Origin of the sequence: Metabacillus bambusae (genome assembly GCF_017497975.1) — a bacterium.
GTDB lineage: Bacteria > Bacillota > Bacilli > Bacillales > Bacillaceae > Metabacillus > Metabacillus bambusae.
The window spans coordinates 22,976-47,684 of the sequence record NZ_JAGDEL010000025.1 but is presented as its reverse complement, the minus strand read 5'-3'; the positions used below and the strand labels follow the sequence as shown (position 1 = coordinate 47,684).

General features: G+C 35.8%; 20 protein-coding genes, 1 pseudogene and 1 riboswitch. Of the genes and pseudogenes, 7 read left to right on the top strand and 14 right to left on the bottom strand.

Features of this window, described 5'->3' with window-relative positions; all coding sequences use genetic code 11:
- Positions 1–88 precede the first annotated feature (88 nt).
- Together I7822_RS23855 and I7822_RS23850 are read left to right on the top strand one after the other, a co-directional pair.
- The gene (locus I7822_RS23855) at positions 89–508 is read left to right on the top strand and encodes a 3-hydroxyacyl-ACP dehydratase FabZ family protein (RefSeq protein WP_207981569.1); all 420 of its coding nucleotides are present in this window, start codon (positions 89–91) and stop codon (positions 506–508) included.
- Between the two features lie 32 nt (positions 509–540).
- The gene (locus tag I7822_RS23850) at positions 541–816 is read left to right on the top strand and encodes a hypothetical protein (RefSeq protein WP_207981568.1); all 276 of its coding nucleotides are present in this window, start codon (positions 541–543) and stop codon (positions 814–816) included.
- A 115-nt stretch (positions 817–931) separates the two neighbouring features.
- Here the strand turns inward: I7822_RS23850 and I7822_RS23845 are convergent, their stop codons facing one another.
- Complete coding sequence (locus I7822_RS23845; protein ID WP_207981567.1) at positions 932–2,554, bottom strand: M20/M25/M40 family metallo-hydrolase; 1,623 nt, start codon at positions 2,552–2,554, stop codon at positions 932–934.
- 155 nt (positions 2,555–2,709) lie between these two features.
- Between I7822_RS23845 and namA the strand changes: the two genes are divergently transcribed.
- Positions 2,710–3,726, top strand: coding sequence for an NADPH dehydrogenase NamA (namA, locus tag I7822_RS23840; RefSeq protein WP_207981634.1), 1,017 nt, complete (start codon positions 2,710–2,712; stop codon positions 3,724–3,726).
- 85 nt (positions 3,727–3,811) lie between these two features.
- On the opposite strand, the gene rnz is transcribed toward namA, so the two are convergent.
- Positions 3,812–4,744: a ribonuclease Z gene (rnz, locus tag I7822_RS23835; RefSeq protein ID WP_207981566.1), complete on the bottom strand. Its 933-nt coding sequence runs from the start codon at positions 4,742–4,744 to the stop codon at positions 3,812–3,814.
- A 466-nt stretch (positions 4,745–5,210) separates the two neighbouring features.
- Between rnz and zwf the strand changes: the two genes are divergently transcribed.
- Entirely contained in the window at positions 5,211–6,686 is a 1,476-nt protein-coding gene (zwf, locus tag I7822_RS23830; protein ID WP_207981633.1) for a glucose-6-phosphate dehydrogenase, read from the top strand.
- Positions 6,687–8,366: 1,680 nt separating this feature from the next.
- Here the strand turns inward: zwf and gnd are convergent.
- The 3 genes from gnd to I7822_RS23815 all read right to left on the bottom strand — a co-directional run bounded on the left by gnd (position 8,367) and on the right by I7822_RS23815 (position 12,114).
- Positions 8,367–9,779 carry an NADP-dependent phosphogluconate dehydrogenase gene (gnd, locus tag I7822_RS23825; protein ID WP_207981565.1) on the bottom strand — a complete coding sequence of 471 codons (1,413 nt, stop codon included), beginning with the start codon at positions 9,777–9,779 and terminating at the stop codon, positions 8,367–8,369.
- Between the two features lie 174 nt (positions 9,780–9,953).
- Positions 9,954–11,189 (bottom strand): DNA polymerase IV, encoded by a 1,236-nt coding sequence (locus I7822_RS23820; RefSeq protein WP_207981564.1) that lies wholly within the window; start codon positions 11,187–11,189, stop codon positions 9,954–9,956.
- A 460-nt stretch (positions 11,190–11,649) separates the two neighbouring features.
- Positions 11,650–12,114, bottom strand: coding sequence for a chemotaxis protein CheW (locus I7822_RS23815; RefSeq protein ID WP_207981563.1), 465 nt, complete (start codon positions 12,112–12,114; stop codon positions 11,650–11,652).
- A 194-nt stretch (positions 12,115–12,308) separates the two neighbouring features.
- A riboswitch (purine riboswitch) is annotated at positions 12,309–12,409 on the top strand.
- Between the two features lie 102 nt (positions 12,410–12,511).
- On the opposite strand from I7822_RS23815, the pseudogene I7822_RS23810 reads away from it, so the two are divergent.
- Both I7822_RS23810 and I7822_RS23805 read left to right on the top strand, forming a co-directional pair.
- Positions 12,512–13,792, top strand: a pseudogene (locus tag I7822_RS23810) (NCS2 family permease); the annotation flags it as partial.
- 214 nt (positions 13,793–14,006) lie between these two features.
- Positions 14,007–15,686, top strand: a complete 1,680-nt coding sequence (locus I7822_RS23805; protein WP_207981562.1) for an ECF transporter S component family protein — start codon at positions 14,007–14,009, stop codon at positions 15,684–15,686.
- Positions 15,687–15,783: 97 nt separating this feature from the next.
- On the opposite strand, the gene I7822_RS23800 is transcribed toward I7822_RS23805, so the two are convergent.
- From I7822_RS23800 to mce, 7 genes are all read right to left on the bottom strand, one after another.
- Positions 15,784–16,266, bottom strand: coding sequence for a GyrI-like domain-containing protein (locus I7822_RS23800; protein WP_207981561.1), 483 nt, complete (start codon positions 16,264–16,266; stop codon positions 15,784–15,786).
- A 23-nt stretch (positions 16,267–16,289) separates the two neighbouring features.
- Positions 16,290–16,898: a transglutaminase-like domain-containing protein gene (locus I7822_RS23795; protein WP_207981560.1), complete on the bottom strand. Its 609-nt coding sequence runs from the start codon at positions 16,896–16,898 to the stop codon at positions 16,290–16,292.
- A gap of 21 nt (positions 16,899–16,919) precedes the next feature.
- Complete coding sequence (locus tag I7822_RS23790) at positions 16,920–18,083, bottom strand: FtsW/RodA/SpoVE family cell cycle protein (RefSeq protein WP_207981559.1); 1,164 nt, start codon at positions 18,081–18,083, stop codon at positions 16,920–16,922.
- 328 nt (positions 18,084–18,411) lie between these two features.
- Positions 18,412–19,464 carry a CAP domain-containing protein gene (locus tag I7822_RS23785; RefSeq protein ID WP_243459652.1) on the bottom strand — a complete coding sequence of 351 codons (1,053 nt, stop codon included), beginning with the start codon at positions 19,462–19,464 and terminating at the stop codon, positions 18,412–18,414.
- 226 nt (positions 19,465–19,690) lie between these two features.
- On the bottom strand, positions 19,691–20,809 hold the full coding sequence (locus I7822_RS23780) for a tripeptidase T (protein ID WP_207981558.1): 1,119 nt from the start codon (positions 20,807–20,809) through the stop codon (positions 19,691–19,693).
- A 19-nt stretch (positions 20,810–20,828) separates the two neighbouring features.
- Positions 20,829–22,376 (bottom strand): acyl-CoA carboxylase subunit beta, encoded by a 1,548-nt coding sequence (locus I7822_RS23775; protein ID WP_207981630.1) that lies wholly within the window; start codon positions 22,374–22,376, stop codon positions 20,829–20,831.
- Complete coding sequence (gene mce, locus I7822_RS23770; RefSeq protein WP_207981557.1) at positions 22,372–22,791, bottom strand: methylmalonyl-CoA epimerase; 420 nt, start codon at positions 22,789–22,791, stop codon at positions 22,372–22,374. The genes I7822_RS23775 and mce overlap by 5 nt, the downstream gene beginning before the upstream one ends.
- Positions 22,792–22,961: 170 nt before the next feature.
- Between mce and prli42 the strand changes: the two genes are divergently transcribed.
- Positions 22,962–23,054: a stressosome-associated protein Prli42 gene (prli42, locus tag I7822_RS23765; RefSeq protein ID WP_157094347.1), complete on the top strand. Its 93-nt coding sequence runs from the start codon at positions 22,962–22,964 to the stop codon at positions 23,052–23,054.
- Positions 23,055–23,184: 130 nt separating this feature from the next.
- On the opposite strand, the gene I7822_RS23760 is transcribed toward prli42, so the two are convergent.
- The gene (locus I7822_RS23760; protein ID WP_207981556.1) at positions 23,185–23,694 is read right to left on the bottom strand and encodes a L,D-transpeptidase; all 510 of its coding nucleotides are present in this window, start codon (positions 23,692–23,694) and stop codon (positions 23,185–23,187) included.
- Positions 23,695–23,745: 51 nt separating this feature from the next.
- Entirely contained in the window at positions 23,746–24,699 is a 954-nt protein-coding gene (locus tag I7822_RS23755; protein ID WP_207981555.1) for an aromatic acid exporter family protein, read from the bottom strand.
- Positions 24,700–24,709: the final 10 nt, after the last annotated feature.

Here is a 24,709-nt window from a genome sequence, read left to right as displayed (position 1 = left end):
ACAATATTTCCTAATACAAAAAGATCATTTTTACATAATCTGGTATATCGTGGTAAAATAAATAAAAAAACATGAAAGGAGAAAATGCTTGCATACACTTAATTCGATTATTCAATCTACCCCTCCTCATCAATATCCTTTTTTAATGATAGACAACATTCTAAAGATTGTTGAAGGAAAGAGTGTAAAGGGGATAAAAAATATTTCAGCCAATGAATGGTACATAACTAGCGATCATAAAGTTATGCCAAATGTCATACTTGTAGAAGCACTTGCACAGCTTGGTGCCTTTGCCGCACTAGGTGAAGAGTGCAATTTAGGATTTTTAACAGCAATTAAAGGTGCAGAATTTATTCACGAAGCATCAGTAGGTGATCAAGTCTATCTATATTATGAGATAAAACGAATGAAGAAAGGTTTTATTCTCGGCAAAGGACATGCTGAGGTAAATGGGCAAATAATCGTAAAGGTCGATGAAATTTTAATCTATCAAGCTCGTTCTTCTTAAATCATTATTCTGTACCTATGTAGGTGAACTTGGTGAAAATAAATATTTCAGAACTACCTAATCGTGAAAAGAAGATTTATGATCATATAACGAAATTATCAAATCCAGAAAAACAAATGCTTTGGTACCTTATTAAAAAGGCAAATATCGAAGGAATTGCTCTCTACCCTAAGATTGAAAAAGAAATGATCTCACTTATTAAGCAAGAATTCATTGCCATAAATGAAATCTACAAAGGTGAAGGCTTCAGTTTTTTCATTTTACAAAAAGCCCCCTATCTTCTTAGACAGCTAAAAAAAGCTGGGTAATAATATAAATAAGGCTTAAGCAATAGTCTAAAAACGATTGCTTAAGCTAGGAAACGAGACAACTTTCAGAGGGGGATATTTCCCTTAAAGAATGGCGATAAATAGTCTTCTATATTTATTCAGCAAAGATCGTTTTAATTGATAAACTCAATAATTCTGGGAAAATATCAAATGTGTATGGAATATGCAATCGTTCTGTCCACTTGTGAGGATCTCTCCCTACAGGTCCTATATTTAAAACTGGAATATTTAAGTTTTGAATTTCTTGTAATGGTAACTGAAAATCATTTCCGTAGAGTGGCATATTGGCAGTTAATTGAGTAACTGATTGTTCTTTGTCAGTTAGCTGGACAAAACTTAAATCACATAAGCCAGGAAAGTAATGTTGTTGCTTTAATTCGATTTGATATTTCGATTTCGCATGAGTAATCACTTCTCCAACTGTTTTCTGAATAAGCAGATCTTCTTTAGAGGACACCGCTGGATAATAAGGTGGACTGTAAAAGACAATAATCATTGGTGCGTATTCTCTACATAACCCTGCTAAATCTGCAATAATCTTCGTTGAAAAATCACGATCCCCTTTATCACCACGATTTGCTGACAAATCATTGATCCTTCTTTCTATCTCATTATCACCATATTTACTTATCGCTTTTTGTAATAGTTCCTGATACGTAAATACATTTACCTTGAAATCAAGTGGAGAAAAAGAGAGAAACTGGTTATATCGTTGAACACGTTCTTGATAAAAAGTCTTTACATTTATAGCTGCTTCATTTGCCATTTTAACAAGCTTTTCGTGGAGCTCACTAAACGAACGGTTCATCATGAGTAAATTATACATTGACACAGATGTGTAAGGAATTTGTACAGAATACTTCGTCTTTAAATCTCGCATCATTAAACTAGTTGGTGGGGGTGTTATTTCATCACCGACCTGTTCACAAAAAGAGTCGTTTAATTCCATTAAACGATTTATTTCCGAGAGTAATAAATTTGCGTTAAGTCCTGAAAAAGGCTCCCCTACATGTGTTTCAATCCCACTACAGTAAAAGCCTGCGAGTACTTTCCCGATCGAGCCTGTGTAAATATAATGGCTTTGATCGTTCGGATATTTCGCAAACATAGGTTCAGAGTTTATACATGTTTTGTAGGTCAATCCAAAGCGTTGCTTTAACTCGTTTAATACAGTTACTGCACGTAACATGCCAGCTGAATTAACCTCTTCATCAGGTACCGTTACTAATAAAATATTCCCCTTAAACTCAGCGTTCATCGCCCTTTCTAGCATCGCTAACTGAACAGTCAGCCCTGCCTTCATATCCATTGTTCCTCTACCAAATAACCACTCACCACTGTCGAGATCATCTCTTACAATTTTAGATAATTTGGAACCTCTTACTTTCAGCTCATTTGTCAACTGTGCGGGACAAAAGGCTAAATGTGCTAAATCTCCATAGTCCTTGACGTCTACTACATCATAATGGCTTAACAAAACAATCGTTTCTTCTGTTTCACCTTGTTTTACCAAGGCGGTTACAAATGATCTGCCATCATGAACAGGATGAAGCTCTAGGAATTCAGGATGTGCTTGAAAATAATTTCTTTCCTTAAGTAGATAATAAATATGTTCACCCAAAGCGATCTCACCTTGCGCCCCTGTAATACTGGCATGCTCGACTAACTCAGTTAGTAGCTTTACCAATTGCTCCTTCGTTTGCCATTTTACCTGCAAAGCAGATCACCCACCTAAAAATAAGTTTCTTTTATTTTATAAAAGATTCCGAGAATATTAAAGTGTTCTTCTAATCAAGCAGGATACATGACGAAAGCAAAAATATATTGTTATAATTTCCACGAACATACTAACACAATTCGGAGGAGAAAATGATGACTACAAAGCTTTTTCAACCTTATAAAATAAAAAATGTAACACTAAAGAATCGGGTTGTTATGTCCCCAATGTGCATGTATTCTTCTACTGGGCAACAAGGATTTGTAGAGGATTTTCACATGACACACTACATAAGCCGTGCAGTAGGTCAAGTTGGGTTGATCGTTGTTGAAGCTACAGCGGTTACACCACAAGGTCGAATTTCAGCTCAAGATCTTGGCATATGGAGCGATGACCATTTGCCACAGCTTAAAAAGCTTGTAGATGGAATGAAGCAATATGGTTCTGCAACAGGAATTCAGTTAGCACATGCTGGTCGTAAAGCAACAGTAAATGGAGAAATTTTCGCACCAACAGCTATTGCCTTTGATGACAAGTCAAAAACACCTATATCGATGACAAAAGAACAAATTGCCGAAACAGTGCAAGCCTTTCAGGATGGTGCAAAACGAGCCAAAGAAGCAGGTTTTGATGTTATCGAAATTCACGGTGCACACGGGTATTTAATTAATGAATTTTTATCTCCACTTTCTAATAAACGCGAAGATGAGTATGGTGGTTCAGCAGAAAATCGCTATCGTTTATTGGGTGAGGTGATTGATGCAGTGAAGGAAGTATGGGAAGGTCCATTATTTGTTCGAATCTCAGCTTCTGATTATCATCCAGGAGGCTTAGCAGTTGAGGATTATGTGCCCTTTGTTAAAAACATGAAGAACCAAGGTGTTGACCTTGTTGACGTAAGTTCTGGCGCAGTGGTACCAGCAAGAATTCATGTATATCCTGGTTATCAAGTCCGCTTTGCAGAAACACTTAAAGAACAAGCAAACATTGCAACAGGTGCTGTTGGGCTGATTACAAATGGATTGCAAGCTGAAGAAATTCTTCAAAACGAGCGTGCGGATTTAATTTTCATCGCTAGAGAGCTCCTTCGTGACCCTTATTGGCCAAGAACAGCCGCTACTCAACTTGGTGAAAATATTGTTGCTCCAAAACAGTATGATCGTGGCTGGTGAACATTATAAAATGATAGATAAAACGCTTTGCTGTTTTATCTATCATTTTAAATACTGAATGTTAGTTACTAACATTCAGTATTTGCTATTCCCTACTTTTAGGAACTTCTACCAGCATAAAATCTTCAGCCAAGTAGGTCAACGGAAACAATGCTTGAGCTTCTTTTACTAGCTTAGTAAAATCGTCTTCGGATTGGTAGCGAGAGCTTATATGTGTAAGTATTAGCTTTTTCGCATTAGACTGTTTGGCAATCATTGCAGCTTGTTTTGTTGTAGAATGAAAATAATCATATGCAAGCTTTTTATCTACTTCAGAAAAAGTTGCTTCATGAATAAGCAAATCTGCATCAACCGCTAGCTCAATACTATCCACAGTGTATCTTGTGTCTCCAAGAATCGTTACAATTCTTCCTTTTAGCTTGGGACCTAAAAAATCATTACCATTAACAACCGTTCCATCCTCAAGTTCAACCTGTTGCCCTGCTTTGATTTTCTGATAAATAGGGCCAGGTTTGATCGATCGTTCTTTTAATTTATTTACAAGCAATACGCCCGGTAAGTCTTTTTCAATAACACGATATCCATATGACGCAATTCCATGCTCTAGCTTTTTGACGACCACCTTAAATTGATTATCTTCAAAAACAGTACCGTCTTCTATTTCGACAAATTCTAATGGGTACGTAAGATGTGATTGACTTACAGATAGTGCTGTTCTGACAAATTCCTCAACTCCCTTTGGTCCATAGATTGTTAAGATATCTTCTCCTCCTTGAAAAGAACGACTGCTAATCAATCCTGGTAAACCATAAATATGATCGCCATGCAGATGCGTAATAAAGATTTTTTCAATCCTTCTAGGTTTTATTGATGTATGTAAAATTTGGTGCTGAGTTGCTTCACCACAATCAAACAGCCAAACAGCTTTTCTTTCTTCTAACAATTGAAGGGCAATACTCGTAACATTTCGAGTTTTAGCTGGTATCCCTGCCCCGGTACCAAGAAACATGACATTCACTTACTTTTCCTCCTAAAAATCACTTTCTTTTAGAATACATGAATAAAGGTCTGAGTTAAACTACCACTGTTGGATGCTATCTTCTATTCCTTTTACATAAGAAAATATAGGAAATAGCATGGTTTTGTCAGAAAACGTAAGATTTTGTAACAATTCGCTTGACCAACACATATATGATTGTCTAAAATAGACTGAATAATAAAAACATTTTAATAAGATCGAGTGCTAATACACGATATTTTTCGTTAAATCGTTTATACTAGTACTTGTGAGACAATTATGTTTGATTTACCGTACATTTACCTTTAAAATTAAGTATTTGTATAGAGTATTTTCCAATCAGTGTTCATAAAATTCGCATATCCGTAAGCAATCGTAAGATGTCGCAAAAGGGTATGGTTTTCATAGATAATTTTGTCACTGATGAATAAATAAATGTATTTTGACAAAGTGAGGTACGAATGTGATTACACAAGAACATCCTAAATCAGTTATCGTTATTTTTGGAGCAACTGGTGATTTAGCAAAACGAAAGTTGTTTCCCTCTATTTACCATCTAGTTCAAAATGAAAAAATCGGCAAAGAGTTTGCTGTTGTTGGAGTAGGAAGAAGACCTTGGACAAACGATGAGTTTCGCCACAATGTTTCAGATTCTATCCAAACTTCGATAAAGGAATCAAAAGATCTTGACGATTTCACATCTCATTTTCATTATCATCCATTTGATGTGACAAATCCTTCTTCCTATTTAGAGCTTAATGATTTATTAACTAAGCTTGATAGTACATATCAAACAGAAGGAAATCGTATATTCTATTTAGCAATGGCACCAGAATTCTTCGGAACAATTGCTAAAAATCTAAAAAAAGAAGGCTTAACAGCTACAAAAGGCTGGAGTCGACTTGTTATTGAAAAACCATTTGGACATGATCTTCCGTCAGCTCAAACATTAAATCAAGAAATCCGAGAAGCTTTTAACGAAGATCAAATTTATCGTATTGACCATTATTTAGGAAAAGAAATGGTACAAAATATTGAGGTTATTCGTTTCGCTAACGCTCTTTTCGAACCATTATGGAACAATCGCTACATTTCTAACATTCAAGTAACATCAAGTGAAGTATTAGGTGTAGAGGATCGTGGGCGTTATTATGAAAATTCAGGTGCTTTACGAGACATGTTTCAAAATCATATGCTGCAAATGGTCGCATTACTTGCAATGGAGCCACCGATTAAGCTTACTACAGATGAAGTAAGAAGTGAAAAAGTAAAGGTTCTACGTGCACTTCGAACAGTTAGTGAAGACGAAGTATCTGACTATTTTGTTCGAGGACAATATGCGAGCGGTCAATTAGATAATAAACAATTAATTGGCTACCGTGAGGAAAATAATGTAGATAAAGAATCCCAAACAGAAACATATGTTGCTGGGAAGTTGCTAATCGATAACTTCAGATGGGCTGGTGTCCCATTCTACATTCGAACTGGTAAGCGCATGGCTGCTAAATCAACGCAAATCGTTGTTCAATTTAAAGATATTCCAATGAACCTATATTATAATAAAGGTGAAAATGTTCCACCCAATCTTCTCGTTATTAACATTCAACCTGATGAAGGAATTACACTTCAATTGAATGTGAAAAAAGATGGAGATGCTGGTGATTCTAGACCAGTTAAATTGGACCTTACAAACAATTTCCAAGACGGCATTAACACACCTGAAGCATACGAAAAGCTACTTTATGATTGCATGCGTGGAGATGCAACAAATTTCACTCATTGGGATGAAGTTTCATTATCATGGTCCTTTGTTGATCCAATTTCTGATGCGTGGAAAAAAGGAAAAGCTGTACTTGCTGCTTACCCTTCAGGATCAATGGGTCCAAAAGAAAGTGACGCAATGCTTGAAGCGGACGGTAACCAATGGTGGCCAGTTAACTAATTAATAACAACTTCTTAATATGAACATTCTAAAAATCAATATCAGCACTTTTGTCTACTATTATTAATACTTTTAGCCGGTTGGTCACCTTTAGGGCCAACCGGTTTTTTTATTGGTGTCTCTGTTAAACTTTGTTGTTGATTTCCGCTGCAGGCGTTCGCTTTCCGCGGGCGGTCTTGGACTCGCACTCCCGTAGGAGTCACCCGACTGCCGCTCCAATCAACAAAGTGCCAAAATCAACAATGAGCTTTAACAGAACCATATTGCTAAGGAGAATTATTAATTTCTTGTAATGTGGATAAGCGCTTTGACATCCAGTTTCAGCACCTAGTGAACTTTACACTCCTTATACACTAAGTCAACATTAAACGCTCTTGCTCTTCTTTTTTTCATTTGCCCGTACATTAAAACATAAGACGAGCCGATGATTATTTTTTATATGTTAAGTTTCCAGAAGCGATTAACATAGTAATTACGATCCAAAAAACATCTTTAGACGTATTAGTATCAGCAGTGGTATAGGGAGTTATTTTAGGAAGTATCTCAAACTCTTCACATAGCGTTCTAATTGCCGATTTAAGACTTCAATTCAGGTCGCATACTTATTTTTACCCCCTAGTAAGTTTCCCTGACTAGAAATAGGTCTATTAAAACACATCTAGATAACCTCATAACTGTTCATAACATTTTACACACAAGTAATGTTATTAAGACAATTTCTTATATAAAGTGCTTCTACTATTTTTGTGCATTCTTGTAATGTCACCTAAACATGAAAAATGTGCGAATTGGCTCGTCTATTTGCCTCATGCGCAACATTGTTAACTGCATAAGATAAAGTGTGCAAGTCGCAACCCTTGCAATCTCCTTATTTTATTTTGGGCTATTACTTTGGTAATGGCTCTTTTTATTACATAAAGCGAGATTTATCGAGCTAAAAAGACTACGCTATCTTTGTCACTCTGTCCTTCACGGGTTATTCACGAGCTGTAAGCCCACCTTTCTTCTTTGTTTTTGGCTATTTTCTAAGAGATTGTTGCTTTTAAAACAAAAACTAATTCAGGTTGATTGGAGCGGAAGTGTGAGACTCATGCAGGCGTTTACGCCGAGGATGCTCACCGCCCGCCCCGCGGAAAGCGAGCATCTCTCGCTGCAATCAACCACACCGCTTTACTTGGTTAATAGCAACAAAGTTTGCGAAAACTGCTTTGTTTTTTGTCTAGAATCTTGAAGTGAGGTTTTACTGTCCGTTAGGAAGGAGTAAAGTTTAAAACTATCCATAATAGGTAATATATACTATATAAACACTGGAAAAGATAGTTCAAAAACCATATGAAGGTGATTGTCATTATTAAAAGTGAAGAAATGCTTATATTTATTAATGAGTTAGGTCTTCTAATTGATGAATATCAAAGATGCGGAAATACAGAGATTAAAGAGCAAATATATGACGATATATTACTTTTAAGTGAAGTTATTAAACTTTAACTATATCCTGATGTAACTAATTTCCAACTAAGGATAAAACAAGCTGGCTTATAAGAGGAACCAAAGTAAATCAAGTGATATATGTTTAATTAAGCCATAGAGATTTTTTTATAACCTTTTTTTCGTCCCGATAAAACAGAAATGGACAAGAACCTTTGAAAGGTCCTCGTCCATTTTCGTTTTTAACTAATATTATTTTTGCATCCATTCAGTATGGAAAATACCTTCTTTATCAACACGTTGGTATGTGTGAGCACCGAAATAGTCACGTTGAGCTTGTAAAAGGTTAGCTGGTAATGTTTCAGTACGGTAGCTATCATAGTAAGATAGTGCTGATGAGAAGCATGGTACTGGAACACCGTTATTGATTGCTACAGTTAGGATTTGACGTAGAGCTCCTTGGTAGCTTTCAACAATTTCTTTGAAATATGAATCAAGTAATAGATTTGCTAATTGTGGCTCTTTATCATATGCATCCTTGATTTTTTGTAGGAATGCAGCACGGATAATACATCCACCACGGAAGATCATTGCGATATCACCGTATTTTAAATCCCAGTTGTATTCTTCAGAAGCTGCTCTCATTTGCGCAAAGCCTTGAGCATAAGAACAGATTTTACTCATGTATAAAGCTTTACGAACTGCTTCGATAAGCTCTTCTTTGTTACCTTCGAATGGTTTAGCAGCTGGACCTGAAAGAATTTTGCTTGCTTTTTGACGTTCTTCCTTCATTGCAGAAATGAAACGTGCGAATACTGATTCTGTAATAATTGGAAGTGGTACACCTAAATCAAGAGCACTTTTACTTGTCCATTTGCCTGTTCCTTTTTGACCTGCTGTATCTAAAATGACGTCAACTAATGGTTTACCAGTTTCATCGTCTTTTTTCGTAAAGATATCAGCTGTGATTTCAATTAGGTAACTATCTAGTTCGCCTTTATTCCATTCAGCGAATACTTCATGTAGCTCATCAGCTGTTAAGCCTAATACATTTTTCATAAGGAAATACGCTTCAGAAATCAATTGCATGTCGCCATATTCAATTCCGTTATGAACCATTTTCACATAGTGACCTGCTCCATCTGGACCAATGTAAGTACAGCATGGATCTCCTTCAACCTTTGCAGAAATGGCTTCTAAGATAGGTTGTACAAGGTCAAATGCTTCCTTTTGACCACCAGGCATAATAGAAGGCCCTTTTAATGCTCCTTCTTCTCCACCTGATACACCAGTACCAATGAAATGGATACCACTCTCAGCAAGGTCTTTGTTTCGACGTTGTGTATCTGTATACAATGTGTTACCACCGTCAATTAAAATATCACCTTTATCAAGATGTGGTAAAAGCTGTTCAATTGTTGCATCTGTTGGAACTCCAGCTTTAACCATTAATAAAATTTTACGTGGAGTTTCTAGTGATTGAACAAATTCTTCAATGCTGTATGTACCAACAACATTTTTACCTTTTGCTTCTGATAAAAATTCTTCTGTTTTTTCTGCTGAACGGTTAAAAACAGATACTGAAAATCCACGACTTTCAATATTTAACGCTAAGTTTTTTCCCATTACAGCCAAACCAATAACACCAATCTGTTGTTTCGACATTTGCTTACGTCCCTTCTAGTCCTTAGAGTATGTACAGGCGCTGACATATAATCGGCTGCCTTCTTCCGACGAAATCTGCGGAATTGACACATAATTCGAATTATTTATTATGACTACAATTGAAAATACCATAAGTTTTAACTACATTTCAAGTGACATAACTCATGTAATCGCTTACTCTCTTAAAAAATCTTTATTAAAGCTCGTACCGGGTGATTGATCGTCTTCACGCTCGCCTTTTACACCTCGTTTAATGAATTGATTTCCATATTTTTGATTTATTTTATCAATAACTTTAAGCAACGGTTCATCCTTTGCATCATTTTCAAATGAGAACAGATCTAATTGTTTTAACGCACCCTCCTTTTCAACCAAATCTTGAGCAGTGATGCCTAATAGTCGAATCGGTTCTTCATTCCAATGGGTAAAAAAGAGCTGTTTTGCCATTGAAAAAATTTCATCTCCATCACCAATAGGGTTCGCTAATTTTCTACTTCTAGTTATCGTTTTTAAATTCCCGTACCTAATCGTAATAAAAATCTTACTAGCTAAAACCTCTTTGCGCTTCATTCGAACCATGACAGAATGTGCTAGTTTTCGTAATACGTCATTTATTTCATTTTCATTCGTCGTATTTTTTGAAAGGGTTGTTGAATTTCCAATGCTTTTGAAATCATAAATCGAATCAGGATCTACTTCTCGATTGTCAACTCCGTTCGCTCGTTGTTTTAAACGTTCACCATTGACTCCAAGCAATTGTTTAAGCTGGACAGGATCACCATGAGCTAGATCATAAATTGATTCGATGCCAATTGACTTAAGCTTTTCAAGCGTTTTATCCCCGACACCATGCATGTTACCAACTGTTAGTGGCCAGAGTTTTTCAGAAAGTTCTCTTTTTCTTAAAACCGTAATACCAAGTGGTTTTTTCATATTTGAAGCCATTTTAGCTAAAAATTTATTTGGCGCTACCCCAATACTACATGGTAGCAATAATTCTTCTAAAAGTCGCTCCTGAATTAATGTCGGAATTTCTAATGGATTTTTACGTATAGTTTGTGTAATATCCATGTACCCTTCATCTATTGATACTGGCTCAACAAGGTCTGTAAAATCCCTAAGTAAGTCGAACATTGCACGAGATGCTTTACGATAACGTTCAAAATTAGGCTGTTTGACGATTAGCTCAGGACACAGCTTGCGAGCCTGCCATAGTGGCATCGTCGTCTTCACACCTTTTGCACGTGCTTCATAGCTGCATGTAACAATGATCCCTTTCCTCTCCTCTACATTACCAGCAATAGCTAACGGCTTCCCCTTGAGAGAAGGATCATATGACATTTCAACTGATGCGTAAAAACTATTCATATCAACATGAAGAATTATTCGACCGCTTGCAGTACGTTCCATATAGCTCCACCACTCACTAAAAAGATAGTATTATTTTATCATGTAGGATTAAATGTTTTTATAGATTGTTGCTTTTAAAACGAAAACTATATAACGTTGATTGGAACGGATTACGAGACTCCTGTTTAGAGCAGCGGGACAGGTGAGACTCATGCAGGCATTTACGCAGAGGAGGCTTACCGCCCGCCCCGCGGAAGCGAGCATCTCTCACTGCAATCAACCACTCCGCATTACTTGGTAAATAACAACAAAGTTTGCGAAAACAGCCAAAAAACAAAAGCGCAAGCGCCTTGAACAGCCTCGGGCAAATAAGACGCTTAAGAATAGAAGGTGTTCTTTACCTTCAATTCTTAAGTGGCTATAGACCCAAGAGGGGCTAGGCGCTGGAGCTGGAAGCTAAGCGCTTAGCCACACAAGAATTTTATAATTTCCTAGACAACTAAAAAATCACCAATACACTCTATTGGTGACTTACCATTTCCTCTTTTACAATAGCAATACTTTCAAGACTTGAAATGAAAAGATTCGGATCAATTAACATAATCAAACGATCGCCAAGACTTGCAACAGCTGTGAAGTACTTTGTTGACTGAAACGCTCCAATACCAATCGTTTTTAATTGATTTTCATAAATATCTAAAATTTCTTTTGCTTCTTTTACAATAAGTGCTGCAGAGAGCTCTTCTGATTGCACAACGATTAGTTTAGCATTATCATCCCCGATTGTATCATCCTGATACAAAATACGATTCATGTCTAGAACAGGGATTAACTCTCCTCTAACTTTAACAACACCTTTCATGTAGTAAGGCATATTAGGAATAACATTTATATTTTCAAGCTTTTCAATTGAAATCACGTATTCGATCGGCAACCCATATTCCTCATTACCAGCTCGAAATACGACGACTTTTGAAATGTCCATATAAATCTCCTCTCGGATCACATTCATTTCCCTCTTAATATAAGGTTTTCTATGACTATCATACTATGAAACAAAGTCAATGAAAAGAATATATCTCCCACTACATGATAATATCCTTATAAATAAAAAGAATATATCAACAATTCATTCACCTATTGACGAATTTTGTCGAACTTGGTAAGATTCGATTTATTATTTTAAAATAATAGCAACCTTGTATAAGTTCAAGAATATGGCTTGAACGTTTCTACCAGCTACCTTAAATGGCTTGTCTACAAGGATTAGAGAGCATTTTTCCCTATTCCTTACTGTAGATAACAACTTTGGCAGCTTTGTTTAGCCAGAGTTTTTTTATTTATACTTATTGCAGTAGGAGGAAAATCATCATGATAAAGTTTTTCAATTTGAAGAACGGGAAACTTCATATAAAAAAGAAACACTTGCAGGGATTACAACCTTCCTATCTATGGCCTATATTTTAGTAGTCAATCCCATCATATTAAGTCAGGCAGGAATGGACAAAGGAGCCCTTTTTACTGCAACTGCGCTTTCAGCAATTGTCGGTTCTCTTTTAATAGGTCTACTTGCTAACTACCCAATTGGTATTGCTCCAAGTATGGGACTTAATTCATTTTTCACGTTTTCAGTTTGTATTGGAATGGGAATTGATTGGCAAATTGCCTTAACCGGAGTTTTTGTCGCCGGAATTATATTTATGATTTTAAGTTTATTAAAAATTCGTGAAAAGATTATTAATGTCATTCCTCAGGATTTAAAGCACGCAATTGCTGCTGGGATTGGCTTTTTCATTGCGTTTATTGGTTTGAAGAATGCTGGGATTATCGTTTCAAATCTAGATACATTTGTTTCAATTGGAGAATTAGCTTCTCCAGTAACAGGACTTGCTGTTGTTGGCTTTATTATTACATTGATGATGTTAGTACGAGGTATAAATGGCGGGATTTTTTTTGGAATGGTTATTACGACAATTATTGGAATGATTGTTGGTTTAATTGATGTACCTAATTCGATTATTGGTAAAGTACCCAGCATTGAGCCAACATTTGGCGTTGTGTTCTCACACTTAGGTGAAATCTTCACTCCTGAAATACTTGCAGTTATTTTCACCTTTTTATTTGTTGCATTTTTTGATACGGCTGGTGCACTTATAGCTGTTGCTAGTCAAGCTGGATTAATGAAAGACAACAAAATACCAAATGCAGGACGTGCTTTACTAGCTGATTCTACTTCTGGAGTAGCAGGAGCTATTTTTGGTACATCCACAACAGCGTCCTTTGTAGAATCCACTGCTGGGATTGCTGTTGGTGGAAGAACAGGGTTCACTTCTATTATTATCTCGGTATGCTTTACAATCGCACTTTTCTTTTCACCCATTCTGTCAGTTATCACACCTGAGGTTACGGCTCCTGCATTGATCATAGTTGGTGCGTTGATGGCTATGGAAATAAGCAAAGTAAATTGGAGCAGATTAGAAATCGTAATTCCTTCATTTGTTACAATAATTATGATGCCACTAACATTCAGTGTAGCAACTGGAATTGCACTTGGATTTATTTTATACCCCTGTGCAATGATTGCTCAGAAGCGATTTAAAGAAGTACATCCGATTATGTATGTACTTAGTTTCTTATTTGTTTTATATTTTATTTTCGTTTAGAAATCGTTGGTAAAGGTAAAAGAAGACATTGTTTTCTTTTACCTTTTTTGCGTTTTACAGAGTCTGGTATTAATGTGTTTTTTCATCATTTGAGAGAAGGAATCCTATGATGAATACCAAATTATACTGTTATCTTGATTTTATGAAACTTTTCATCATCGTATCCGTACTAAGATTATAGACAATATCATGTTCAACTTTGAAGGGAGACATTATGGGAAACATCTTATTATTTGCACTAATTGTTGGGTTAGCATCTGCACTTGTACTTATCCCCTTTACTAAAAAAAACAATACAAGCAAAGAGGATAAAAAGCCTATATCTGGAGCCGTAATTGCAACATTAATTATTGCAATACCTGCAGTATTTGCATTCTATTACTTTAGTAACCTTGACATGAATCTTTCTTCCTTATGGCTGTTTTTCATTATCATAACTGCAGCTGGGGCTTTATTCGCTAGTGGGAAAGAAAGGATGATAAAAGGAATTCTTTTTGCAGGTAGCCTTATCATCGGAGTTTACTTCCTAACAGCTGGCATTTTTAACGCAGATGAAAAGTTCAAACATGCAAAAATGGAAGAGAAGGTTGAAATTAAAGCGTTTGACGAAAAGGAAACACCTGCAAGTGTTCCACCACAATTTGCACGAAACAAAATGAAAAAAGCGTTCGGTCAAGTACCGAATACAAGTTATTATGAGCTTGGGAATCTGCAAATCCAAAAAGTGAACGGGGAGTTTGTCTATATTGCGCCTGTAGAATTTTCAGGTTTTTTCAAATGGTGGAATGGTGATGAAACACCTGGTTATTTCACCTTAAGTGCAACTGATTCCTCAGCTAACCCAAAATTTATGAAAACAGAGATGGTTTATACTCCATCCTCCTATTTTAATAAAAATATTGAACGACATATCCGAATGAATTATCCTAAACATATTTTTTATGGAGATGTCCAATTAGAAATTGATGATAACGGAAAGCCATATTACATTCGTTCATATGGCGAATTTGTATCAGCCCGCAATGGTTTTACAGTTAAAGGTGTAGTAGTCGTTGATCCTAAAAGTGGTGAAACAAAGGATTATACATTAGCTGATGCCCCAGAATTTATTGATGGCTCAGTATCCCCTGAAACTGTAAGCTTACAAAATAGTTATTTTGGAAATTACGTACATGGATTTTGGAATAGTAAATTCGGTAAATCAGATGTGAAACTCCCTTCTGATGAAGGAACTGAGGCAAATGTTAGTCCTATTTTTGATGAAAATGGAGACATGTATTATTTCACCGATTTCACTAGCCCAAAAGCTGGTGTAGACTCAATGCTAGGATATTCTCTTACCAATTCAAGAACTGGTCAGGCTACCTATTATACAGGTAACTTAGAAGAATCCTATATGGATTCACAGGGAGCCTTGCAAATTATCGAAAAGAAATTCATTGAAAAGAAATGGCATGGGGAAATGCCTGTACTCTATAACTTTTACGGAGAAGCTAGTTGGTTAACACCTGTATTAGATTCCAACGGTTTTCTACAAAATTACTTTATTGTATCTGCTGCAAATCCAGAAATATCAGTTTATGGAACTACCCCAAATCAAGCTTTAAAACAATATAAAACAGCATTGCAAAAAGGTGGAAGTACTGTAGATGGGAATTCCAAAGCAGAGGAAAAACAAGTAACTGGAACAGTTGTTAGAGTATACAAAGAAAAGTCTGGAGACTACACAATCATTTCGTTCCTTTTAGACAACCGTCAGAGCTATGTCATTTCTTCTGAAAATAACGCGTTAGCAATTTACTTGCAAGTGGGAGATAAAGTGAACGTGAACTATTTGGAAACCGGAGAAGCTTTCTTACCTGTTAAAACTATGGTGATTGATGGATTGGAATAACGAATCAAAAAAACACGCTGAACAACTCAATTTTGAGCTGGCAGCGTGTTTTTTCTATTTATATCGTACAACTAAAAACTTTTAATTTACTTTATTGCTACTTAACAGAAATATAAATATCAACCTGACTATTTTCTGGGTCGATTGTCCGTTCATCATATACTTCAAAATCTGACAAAAATGCTCTTTCATTCGTTTTAGACCATTCCCATATTTCCTGCCATGCTTCAATAACTACCTCTTGAACCGGCCCTTTTCGAGTAGTGAATACGATATATTTTGCTTCAGGCACTTCAAATTTTTCCATCCCTAAAGCTTCCTTAGTATCTTGTACTACCTCTGAACCGATTACAAATGTATAGGTTCCTGTTTCATCAGATTCATAGTTTGTATATAAAGCAAAGATAGATTGATTGATTTTATTAGGAATTGTTTGAATAAATTCGCTTGAATATATTTTTCCCCAAAGCCCTTCGATTACGCCTTCATTTTTCATTTCTGCTTCATTACTTGTTACGGCAGAAATACCGATTAATTGAAAGCTTTTACGCTGTATAAATGCATTTTGTATAATAGCCATTTTTCATCCTCATTCATTTGCTTTTATAACAAATCTGGTAAATTATATTTATACATATTGAGTGTATTTGTATGTTTCTCTAGAACAGCAATGGTTTTCTTATTTGGTTTCGTATAAATGGTTGGATAATCTATTTCCCCTAACTTTTCATTGATCGAAAAAGCTAACTGTTCCTTTTCTATTGAAAAATAGGATTCTATTCCTTGTTTATTACCGCGAGCATCTAATCGGACCCATTTATCAATGGAACTAAGATGTACTGCATTTAGAGCATGTATACAATATCCATCATCTGGTTTAGTGAAAAGCAATAATCGTTGATAACAAAAACCAGTTGGGATTCCTTGTGATCGTAGCAGAGCAGCAAGTAAATTTGATTTAGCGTAACAAATACCCTCACTAGTAAATAGTACCTCAGATGCTTTACATGTAACGATTGAACTTTGAATATCCCATGAATGAGCTATTTCATCACGAACAAATTCAAAGGCTACTTTTACTTTTTCTATATCTGAAAATCCGGGGTGAAAAAGTTCCTTACTCTTTTCTTTCAGTAAAGGATGAGAATAGTCGACTTCAGGTAATTCCTGTAAATAATCATCTAACATTAAAGACTCACACATCAACGGCATCGCTAAGCCCCCCTTCTTTACTTAATCATCCTCTGAGAACATATAATCTCTTTTCTTTAAAGATATATTTAAAACTAAGCCAATTCCAATCATACTAGCTAAAACTGAACTCCCTCCATAACTCATTAAGAGTAATGGTATCCCGGTAATTGGTAGTAACCCAGTGACCATCCCTATATTTTGAAAAGTGTGAAATGTAAATAGAGCAACCATACCAATACAGATATAAAATTCAAAAACTTTGCTTCTAGCATACATAGCAACACCTAGCATTCGGTAAATGATTAAAAAATATAATGCAACCACAAAAGCAGCACCTAAAAATCCAAATTCTTCGGCTACAATTGTAAAGATAAAATCAGAATGTGCTTCAGGTGTGTACACATTACTTTTATGAAATCCTTTTCCATCGATCATTCCTGATCCGATTGCTAATAGTGACTGCTTTAGTTGATAACCAATCCCCTCAGCATGTTCAAACGGATCTAACCATGAATAAATTCGGTTTAATTGATAGGTACCAAAAATATTTAAGAGGAAATCAGGATTATATATGAATATAATCACAAGGGCACCTACTGCTGAAACCAAAAGTAAAAGTAAGATTGAAATAATTCTCCAATTAATGCCTGATAAAAAGATAATCGCAATTGTGATGACAAGCATAACTAATGAAGACCCAAAATCATTTTGTAGAAGGATTAAGATAATAGGTGCTAGTGAGACAGCACCGATTTTTACTAACAGGAAAAAATCTTGTCCAATACTATCTATGTTAGAACGTTCATAATGTTTTTGGGTAACGTTAGCTAACATCAAAATTAAAAATATTTTCATATATTCTGATGGTTGGATAGATCCTATTCCTGGAACAATAAACCACGATTTTGCCCCATTTCGATAAGGTGCAATCGACTCGGGTGCAACAAGTATTCCTATTAATAAAATAAGACCAAATCCGTAAAAATAAGGTGTTACTTTACTTATTTGTTCAAAATCAAATAAGAAGATAACAGATGCTACTAAAATACCTAGTACAAACCAAATGATTTGCTTTAACATAAAATTTTCATCATATTGTGCATATTTTTGTGCACTAAAAATACTAACACAGCTAGAAACCATTAATAAAAATAAGAAAAAAAGTAAAGAAGCATCAAAATAGCTATATTTTTTTGTGGACAACTTTATCACCGTACTTCGAAGTATTTAGGAGATATTACTATAAACTATATATCTATAATAGAATAACATTTCTGCTAGGAAAAACATACAAAATATAACATATTTTACTAATATAGAATTTCGTCACATCTTAAACTGTAGTAAAACCATGCCTCAAGGTGCTATAGAACCATTTATAAGAACTCCCTCTGATGGTCTCCTTTACATATTAGACGCCCATTAAATTTATTAAGTTTCAATAAAAGTAATATTCAGCTATTGAAGTTAGTGATAACAGGATAAAAATCAAAGAAGAAGCAGATGTAACCGCATCTGCTTCTTCTTTTTTTTATTTACCAATAAACATTTGTGTCCAATGATGACCGTTTTGATCATAGCCAACACCTATGTGAGTAAAATCCTTACTTAAAATATTTTTACGGTGTCCTTCACTATTCATCCACGCTTGGACAACCTGTTGAGGTGTTTGTTGACCTTGAGCAATGTTTTCTCCTGCTGTTTTATACGTAACACCAAAGTCTCTCATCATGTCAAAAGGAGAACCGTAAGTCGGACTTGTATGAGAAAAATAATGATTTTGTCTCATATCCTCTGATTTCTTTTGAGCAACTCCGCTTAATTTCGTATCACCTTTCAAGTCAGACAAACCGTTTTTACGTCTTTCAGCGTTTGTCAGTTCAATAACCTGTTGAACAGCTTGGCTCAACCCTTGTGTTGGTTGTTGTGTTTCAGGCTGTTTCTCAGCCGGTGCTTTAGCTTGCTGTTGTTGCTGTGTTGGTGCTTGTTGTTTTGGTTCTTGTGGTGCTTGTTGTTTTGGTTCTTGTGGTGCTTGAGCTCTTTGTTGCTGCTGTGTAGGTGCTTCAGCTTGGTTTTGTTGTGTACGCTGTTGTGCTTGTGGTGCTTGTTGTGCTCTTTGCTCAGCTTGTTGCCTGAATTGGTTTATATATTGTTGAGCTTTTTGCTGTGCTTCTTCTGGGCTATTTGCTTGAATAGTCTTGAATTTTGCTTCTTGAACCGCTATTGCTCTTGTGTGCGGATATTTGTTACTAGAGAGTTCTGTTTTCGAACTTGAAAGATCCATCCCATCAACATTTCCATTACGATCTGGAATAAAATCAAAGTCAAAATCATTGTCAGTCACCGTATTCTGACGATCACGATTGGCTGTTCTTAATTCATTTGCACCATTGTTATATCTTGTACCAATTTCACGTGCAATCGGCCCATAGCTCCGACCGTTATAATTAACGTTATCAGAAACATCAACTGTTCCAACTCGATTAACATCTGTTGTATCTAAAGCTTCATCATTATTATTACAAGCTACAAGTCCCGCTACTAGAGCACCTGTAACGATCATACTGAATTTTTTGTTTATCAATCCAAACGCCTCCTTTTACTTTAATTACGTACCTTCTTATTTTCTTTGTTTTTGAAAAAAGTATAGGTGGTAATAATCAATAAAAATGGAGGAAAAAATCATTTTTAGTTATGATTGTATAAATAATTCTTAACATATTTATTTACTTTATTATGAACTGTTTATAAAAAAAGATTCATACCAATCAAAAGAACGCACGGAAATTCCATGCGTTCTTTTTGTTAAATTATTGTGCAACTTCTTGAATCACTGCTAAAACAAGTTCCGCAGTTTTTTCTAATTCCTCTATCGGCATCTTTTCATTTGTTGTATGAATTTCTTCATAACCAACAGCTAAGTTTACAGTTGGAATGCCATTACCAGCAATCACATTGGCATCACTTCCACCACCACTTGTTTGGAGCTCACTTTCGCGACCAATTCGTGCAGCTGCACGCTTTGCTACTTCAACTACATGGTCCCCGTCACCAAATTTAAAACCAGGATACATGACTTCTACTTCCACTTCAGCACGACCACCCATCTCAGTAGCAACCTTTTCAAAGGCGTTCTTCATTTTTTTCACCTGTTCTTCCATTTTTTCAGGAATTAATGAGCGTGCTTCTGCAAGAATATGTACTAAATCACACACAATATTAGTTTGAGTGCCTCCTTCAAAACGTCCAATATTTGCTGTCGTTTCGTGGTCGATTCTACCTAAAGGCATTTTCGAAATCGCTTTTGCAGCAATTGTAATCGCAGAAACTCCTTTTTCAGGTGCAACACCAGCATGAGCTGTTTTACCATAGATCGTTGCTTTCACTTTAGCCTGTGTAGGAGCAGCAACAATTATCGTTCCTACTTTTCCATCACTGTCTAATGCATAGCCATATTTTGCTGTCATTAAAGCGGGATCGAGTGCTTTAGCTCCAACTAAGCCTGATTCTTCACCAGCAGTTATCACAAATTCAATTTTTCCATGCTGAATGTTTTGTTCCTTTAAAGTCTTAATCGCTTCTAACATCGCAGCTAAACCCGTTTTATCATCAGCACCAAGAATTGTTGTTCCGTCTGTAACCACATATCCATCCTTTATACTTGGTTTAATCCCATTCCCAGGTACGACAGTATCCATATGTGATGTAAAATAGATTGTATCAACGTTCTCTTTTGTTGCCTCTAATGTACAAACTAAGTTACCTGCACCGTGACCAGTCACACCAGTTGTGTCATCTTCAATGACATGTAATCCAAGTTCTGTAAATTTACCCTTTAACAACTTTGCAATCTCTGCTTCATGCTTTGTTTCTGAATCTACCTGTACAAGCTCTAAAAACTCATCTAGTAATCGTTGTTTATTAATCATTTCTTGTTACCTCCTATTATTAAAGGGGAATATTCCCATGTTTTTTCACTGGTCTTGTTTCTTTTTTTGTTCTTAGCATGTCAAGCGCCTGGATAAGCTTGATTCTTGTTTCTCGTGGGTCAATAACATCGTCAACCATACCCTGACTAGCAGCAACATAAGGATTTGCAAATTTTTCACGATATTCTTCTATTTTGTCTTTTCTCATGTTTTCAGGGTTTTCACTCGTTTGGATTTCTTTAGAGAAAATAATATTTGCCGCTCCTTGTGGTCCCATTACAGCAATTTCAGCATTTGGCCATGCATATACAAGGTCAGCACCAATTGATTTACTATTTAATGCCACATAGGCTCCACCATATGCCTTTCGTAAAATAACCGTAAGCTTAGGAACAGTAGCTTCTGAATAGGCATATAAGATTTTTGCACCATGGCGAATAATTCCCCCATGTTCTTGCTTAACTCCCGGGAAGAAACCTGTAACATCCTCAAATGTAATCAGTGGGATTTGAAATGAGTCGCAAAAGCGAATAAATCTTGCCGCTTTATCTGATGAATCAATATCAAGACCCCCAGCCATATATTTAGGTTGATTACAGACAAGTCCAACTACCTCACCTTTTATTCTCGCTAGGCCAATTACGATATTTTTTGCGAAATCCTTTTGAACCTCTAAAAAAGAATCCTTGTCAACAACCTGCTCAATCACAACACGCACATCATATGGTCGCACTGCATCAAAAGGAATTACTTCTGTTAAGTCTGGACGGTATTCATCCTTTTCTTCATATTGCAATATTGGCGGTTTTTCATCATTATTTTGCGGCAAATAGCTTAACAGTGCTCGAACTTGAAGCAAGACATCTTCTTCAGTTGAACCCGAGAAGTGTGCGTTACCACTAATTGTATTATGTACATTTGCTCCACCTAAATCCTCAGAGCTTATCTTTTCACCTGTTACGGTTTCAATCACCTTAGGTCCAGTAATAAACATTTGACTGGATTTTTCCACCATGAAAACAAAATCGGTAATCGCTGGTGAGTAAACTGCACCACCTGCACAAGGTCCTAGAATGACTGACAGCTGGGGTATTACACCAGAATAGATCGTGTTGCGATAAAAGATTTGTCCGTAACCATCTAATGATACCACACCTTCTTGAATTCTCGCACCGCCTGAGTCATTTAGTCCAATAAACGGCGTCCCATTTTTTGCTGCTAAATCCATGACTGTAGCAATTTTTTTTGCATGCATTTCACCAAGTGCACCGCCAAATACAGTAAAGTCCTGAGAAAATAAATAAATTGGTCTTCCATTTACTTTCCCAAAGCCAGTGACAACACCATCTCCAGGTCCCTTTTTATCAGTTAATCCAAAATCATTACAACGATGCTCGATAAAAGGATTTAACTCGACAAATGTCCCTTCATCTACAAGAAGATTTATTCGTTCTCTGGCAGTGAGCTTTCCTTTTTCATGCTGCTTCGCAATTTTTTCATCCCCACCACCAAGCTCAATTTCACGCCTCTTTTCATATAGCTCATTAATTTTTTCATAAATATCAATCGTCATCATGATCACCCCGTTTTTCACATAGCTCAACTAATACATTATTTGCTGCTTTTGGATGTAAAAAAGCGATCTTTGCATTTGCCGCTCCTGCTCGAGGAATCTCATCGATAAGTGGAACTCCTTTTTCTCTAAGTTCTACTAAACGTGTTGTTATATCAGTTACTCCAAATGCAACATGATGAATGCCTTCACCTCTTTTAGATAGGAATTTAGCAATTGCACTATCTTCTGACATTGGTTCCAATAATTCAATTTTCGTTTCTCCTGCGGATAAGAAAGTAACTTTCACTTGTTGTGATGGTATTTCCTCATAGCCAAGTAATGTTAATTGTAAAACATCTGTATAGAATGGTAATACAGCTTCGATCGAATGTACCGCTACCCCAATATGATCAACCTTTTTTATCATAAAACATCCCTCCCAACCACATTGTAAACGTTATCACGATATAATAAACTTCTCTCTTCCTGTGAGAAATCCCTGCTTTTTCTTCGAATTCCTTTCAAATTTTAACAAGTGTTAAGTGTTGTCCAAATGATCCTTTCACGTTAAAATAATAGAATAAGGAGTGAAGAAATATGTCTCGTAAAACACAAAAGGTTGTCGTTTATTTAATGATTGGCGTCATGCTTGTTACTACATTGCTTGCCGGTGTATCGGTTTGGTTTTAATTTAAGGTCAAGTCTTCTAAAGAGAAAACAAAGAATGAATATTATAAACTTATGTATTTATTGAATAGGTTAGTAAGGAATTACCATCCCATTTCAAAAAAGAAAAATGAGTCTGATTCAAGAATCAGACTCATTTTTTCATTGCCCCATGTTCTATTGCTAGCTCTTCAAATGTCTCATGAGAATTCAAAATTAATATCCTTGTACCTATAGGAATAACTTCAAAGAGGCTTTCAACACTTTTATTTTTCATTCTTACACACCCTTGTGTTACATAATGTCCAATTGAATCTTCATTATTAGTTCCATGAATTCCATATGTCCGTCCATCTGATTCCTCTGCGTCAAACCCGATCCATCTTGTTCCTAATGGATTTTTCGGATCACCACCAGTAATGTCCTTCTTCCGATAATATGGTTCAACAGCCTTTACAATAACTGTAAACTCACCTTCAGGGGTAAGATCCTTTGACTTACCTGTGGCAACTGGATATATTTCTTGAATTTCATTTTGATTTATATAAGCTAATTCATTCGTTTGTTTGTTAATAATAATAAATGGATCACCAACTATTGGATTTGGTCCTAGCGGCCATATGGGTGATGCAATAATTGAAAGAAAAAGAAGCATTGTTTTCATCCTATCAACGTCCTTTTTCTTTTAATATGAACGATCAACGCAAGAACAATACTATGTATTCATTCCTTTAAACTGACTTTTTATGATTAAATACCTCTCCATTTCTCCGACAAAATGCAGGAGAGCAGCTCTTACCTCAAACTCTTCCCGCGTTTGAGGTAATTCCATCTCTTCAAAAGATTGTTTTATTTCGAGTAATTGAAGTAGAAATTTATGAGCAGTATTTCCAGGATGTATATTCATACGAAGTTCATGAATAAACTCAGCAATCATTTTACTTTGTTCAACAGAATTTTGAACAGAAGTAACCAATGGAATCACTCGTTCAATAATTTCAAATTGTTTTTCTCTCATTTTAAAATAATGATAATATGTATTCTCATGGCGCAAAAAGTGATTTTCAACATCTCGAAAAGCAATTGTTTTAGCTTCATTTAATAATTCAGCTGTCTTGATTAATTCCTTACCATCCCATTTTCGATCATTCTCAGTAAGGTACATTTCAATTTCTCGAAAAATTACGGCTAGATTTTCCTCAACTTGAAGTTGATAATTTTTTAGCTTTGATTCAACACTTGGCATATATAAATTCATGATTAGAGCAACGCCAATACCAATAATGATTAACATAAACTCATTACCAATCAATTGTAGAGTGATGTTTTCAGCATTATATAAATGAAAAATAATGACAGCACTTGTGACAATTCCTTCTGAAGCACGCACTAAAACGGTTGTAAGGATAAAAACTAACAACAAAATTCCAATTATAATTGGATGATAGGTGAGACCTTCAAAAAAGATGAATGAAAAAATAATCGCAATCGTACATGCAAGTAACCGCGCCCATGAGCTTTTGAGAGATTTTTTCTTTGTCACTTTTATACATAAAATTGTTATAATTCCGGCAGAAATATAATTATCTAGCTGAAGATATTGTGCAAGCATAACCGCTATTGTTGTTCCAAGTGCTGTTTTTACAGTTCGATAACCAATCTTAAACATAAGAAATCTC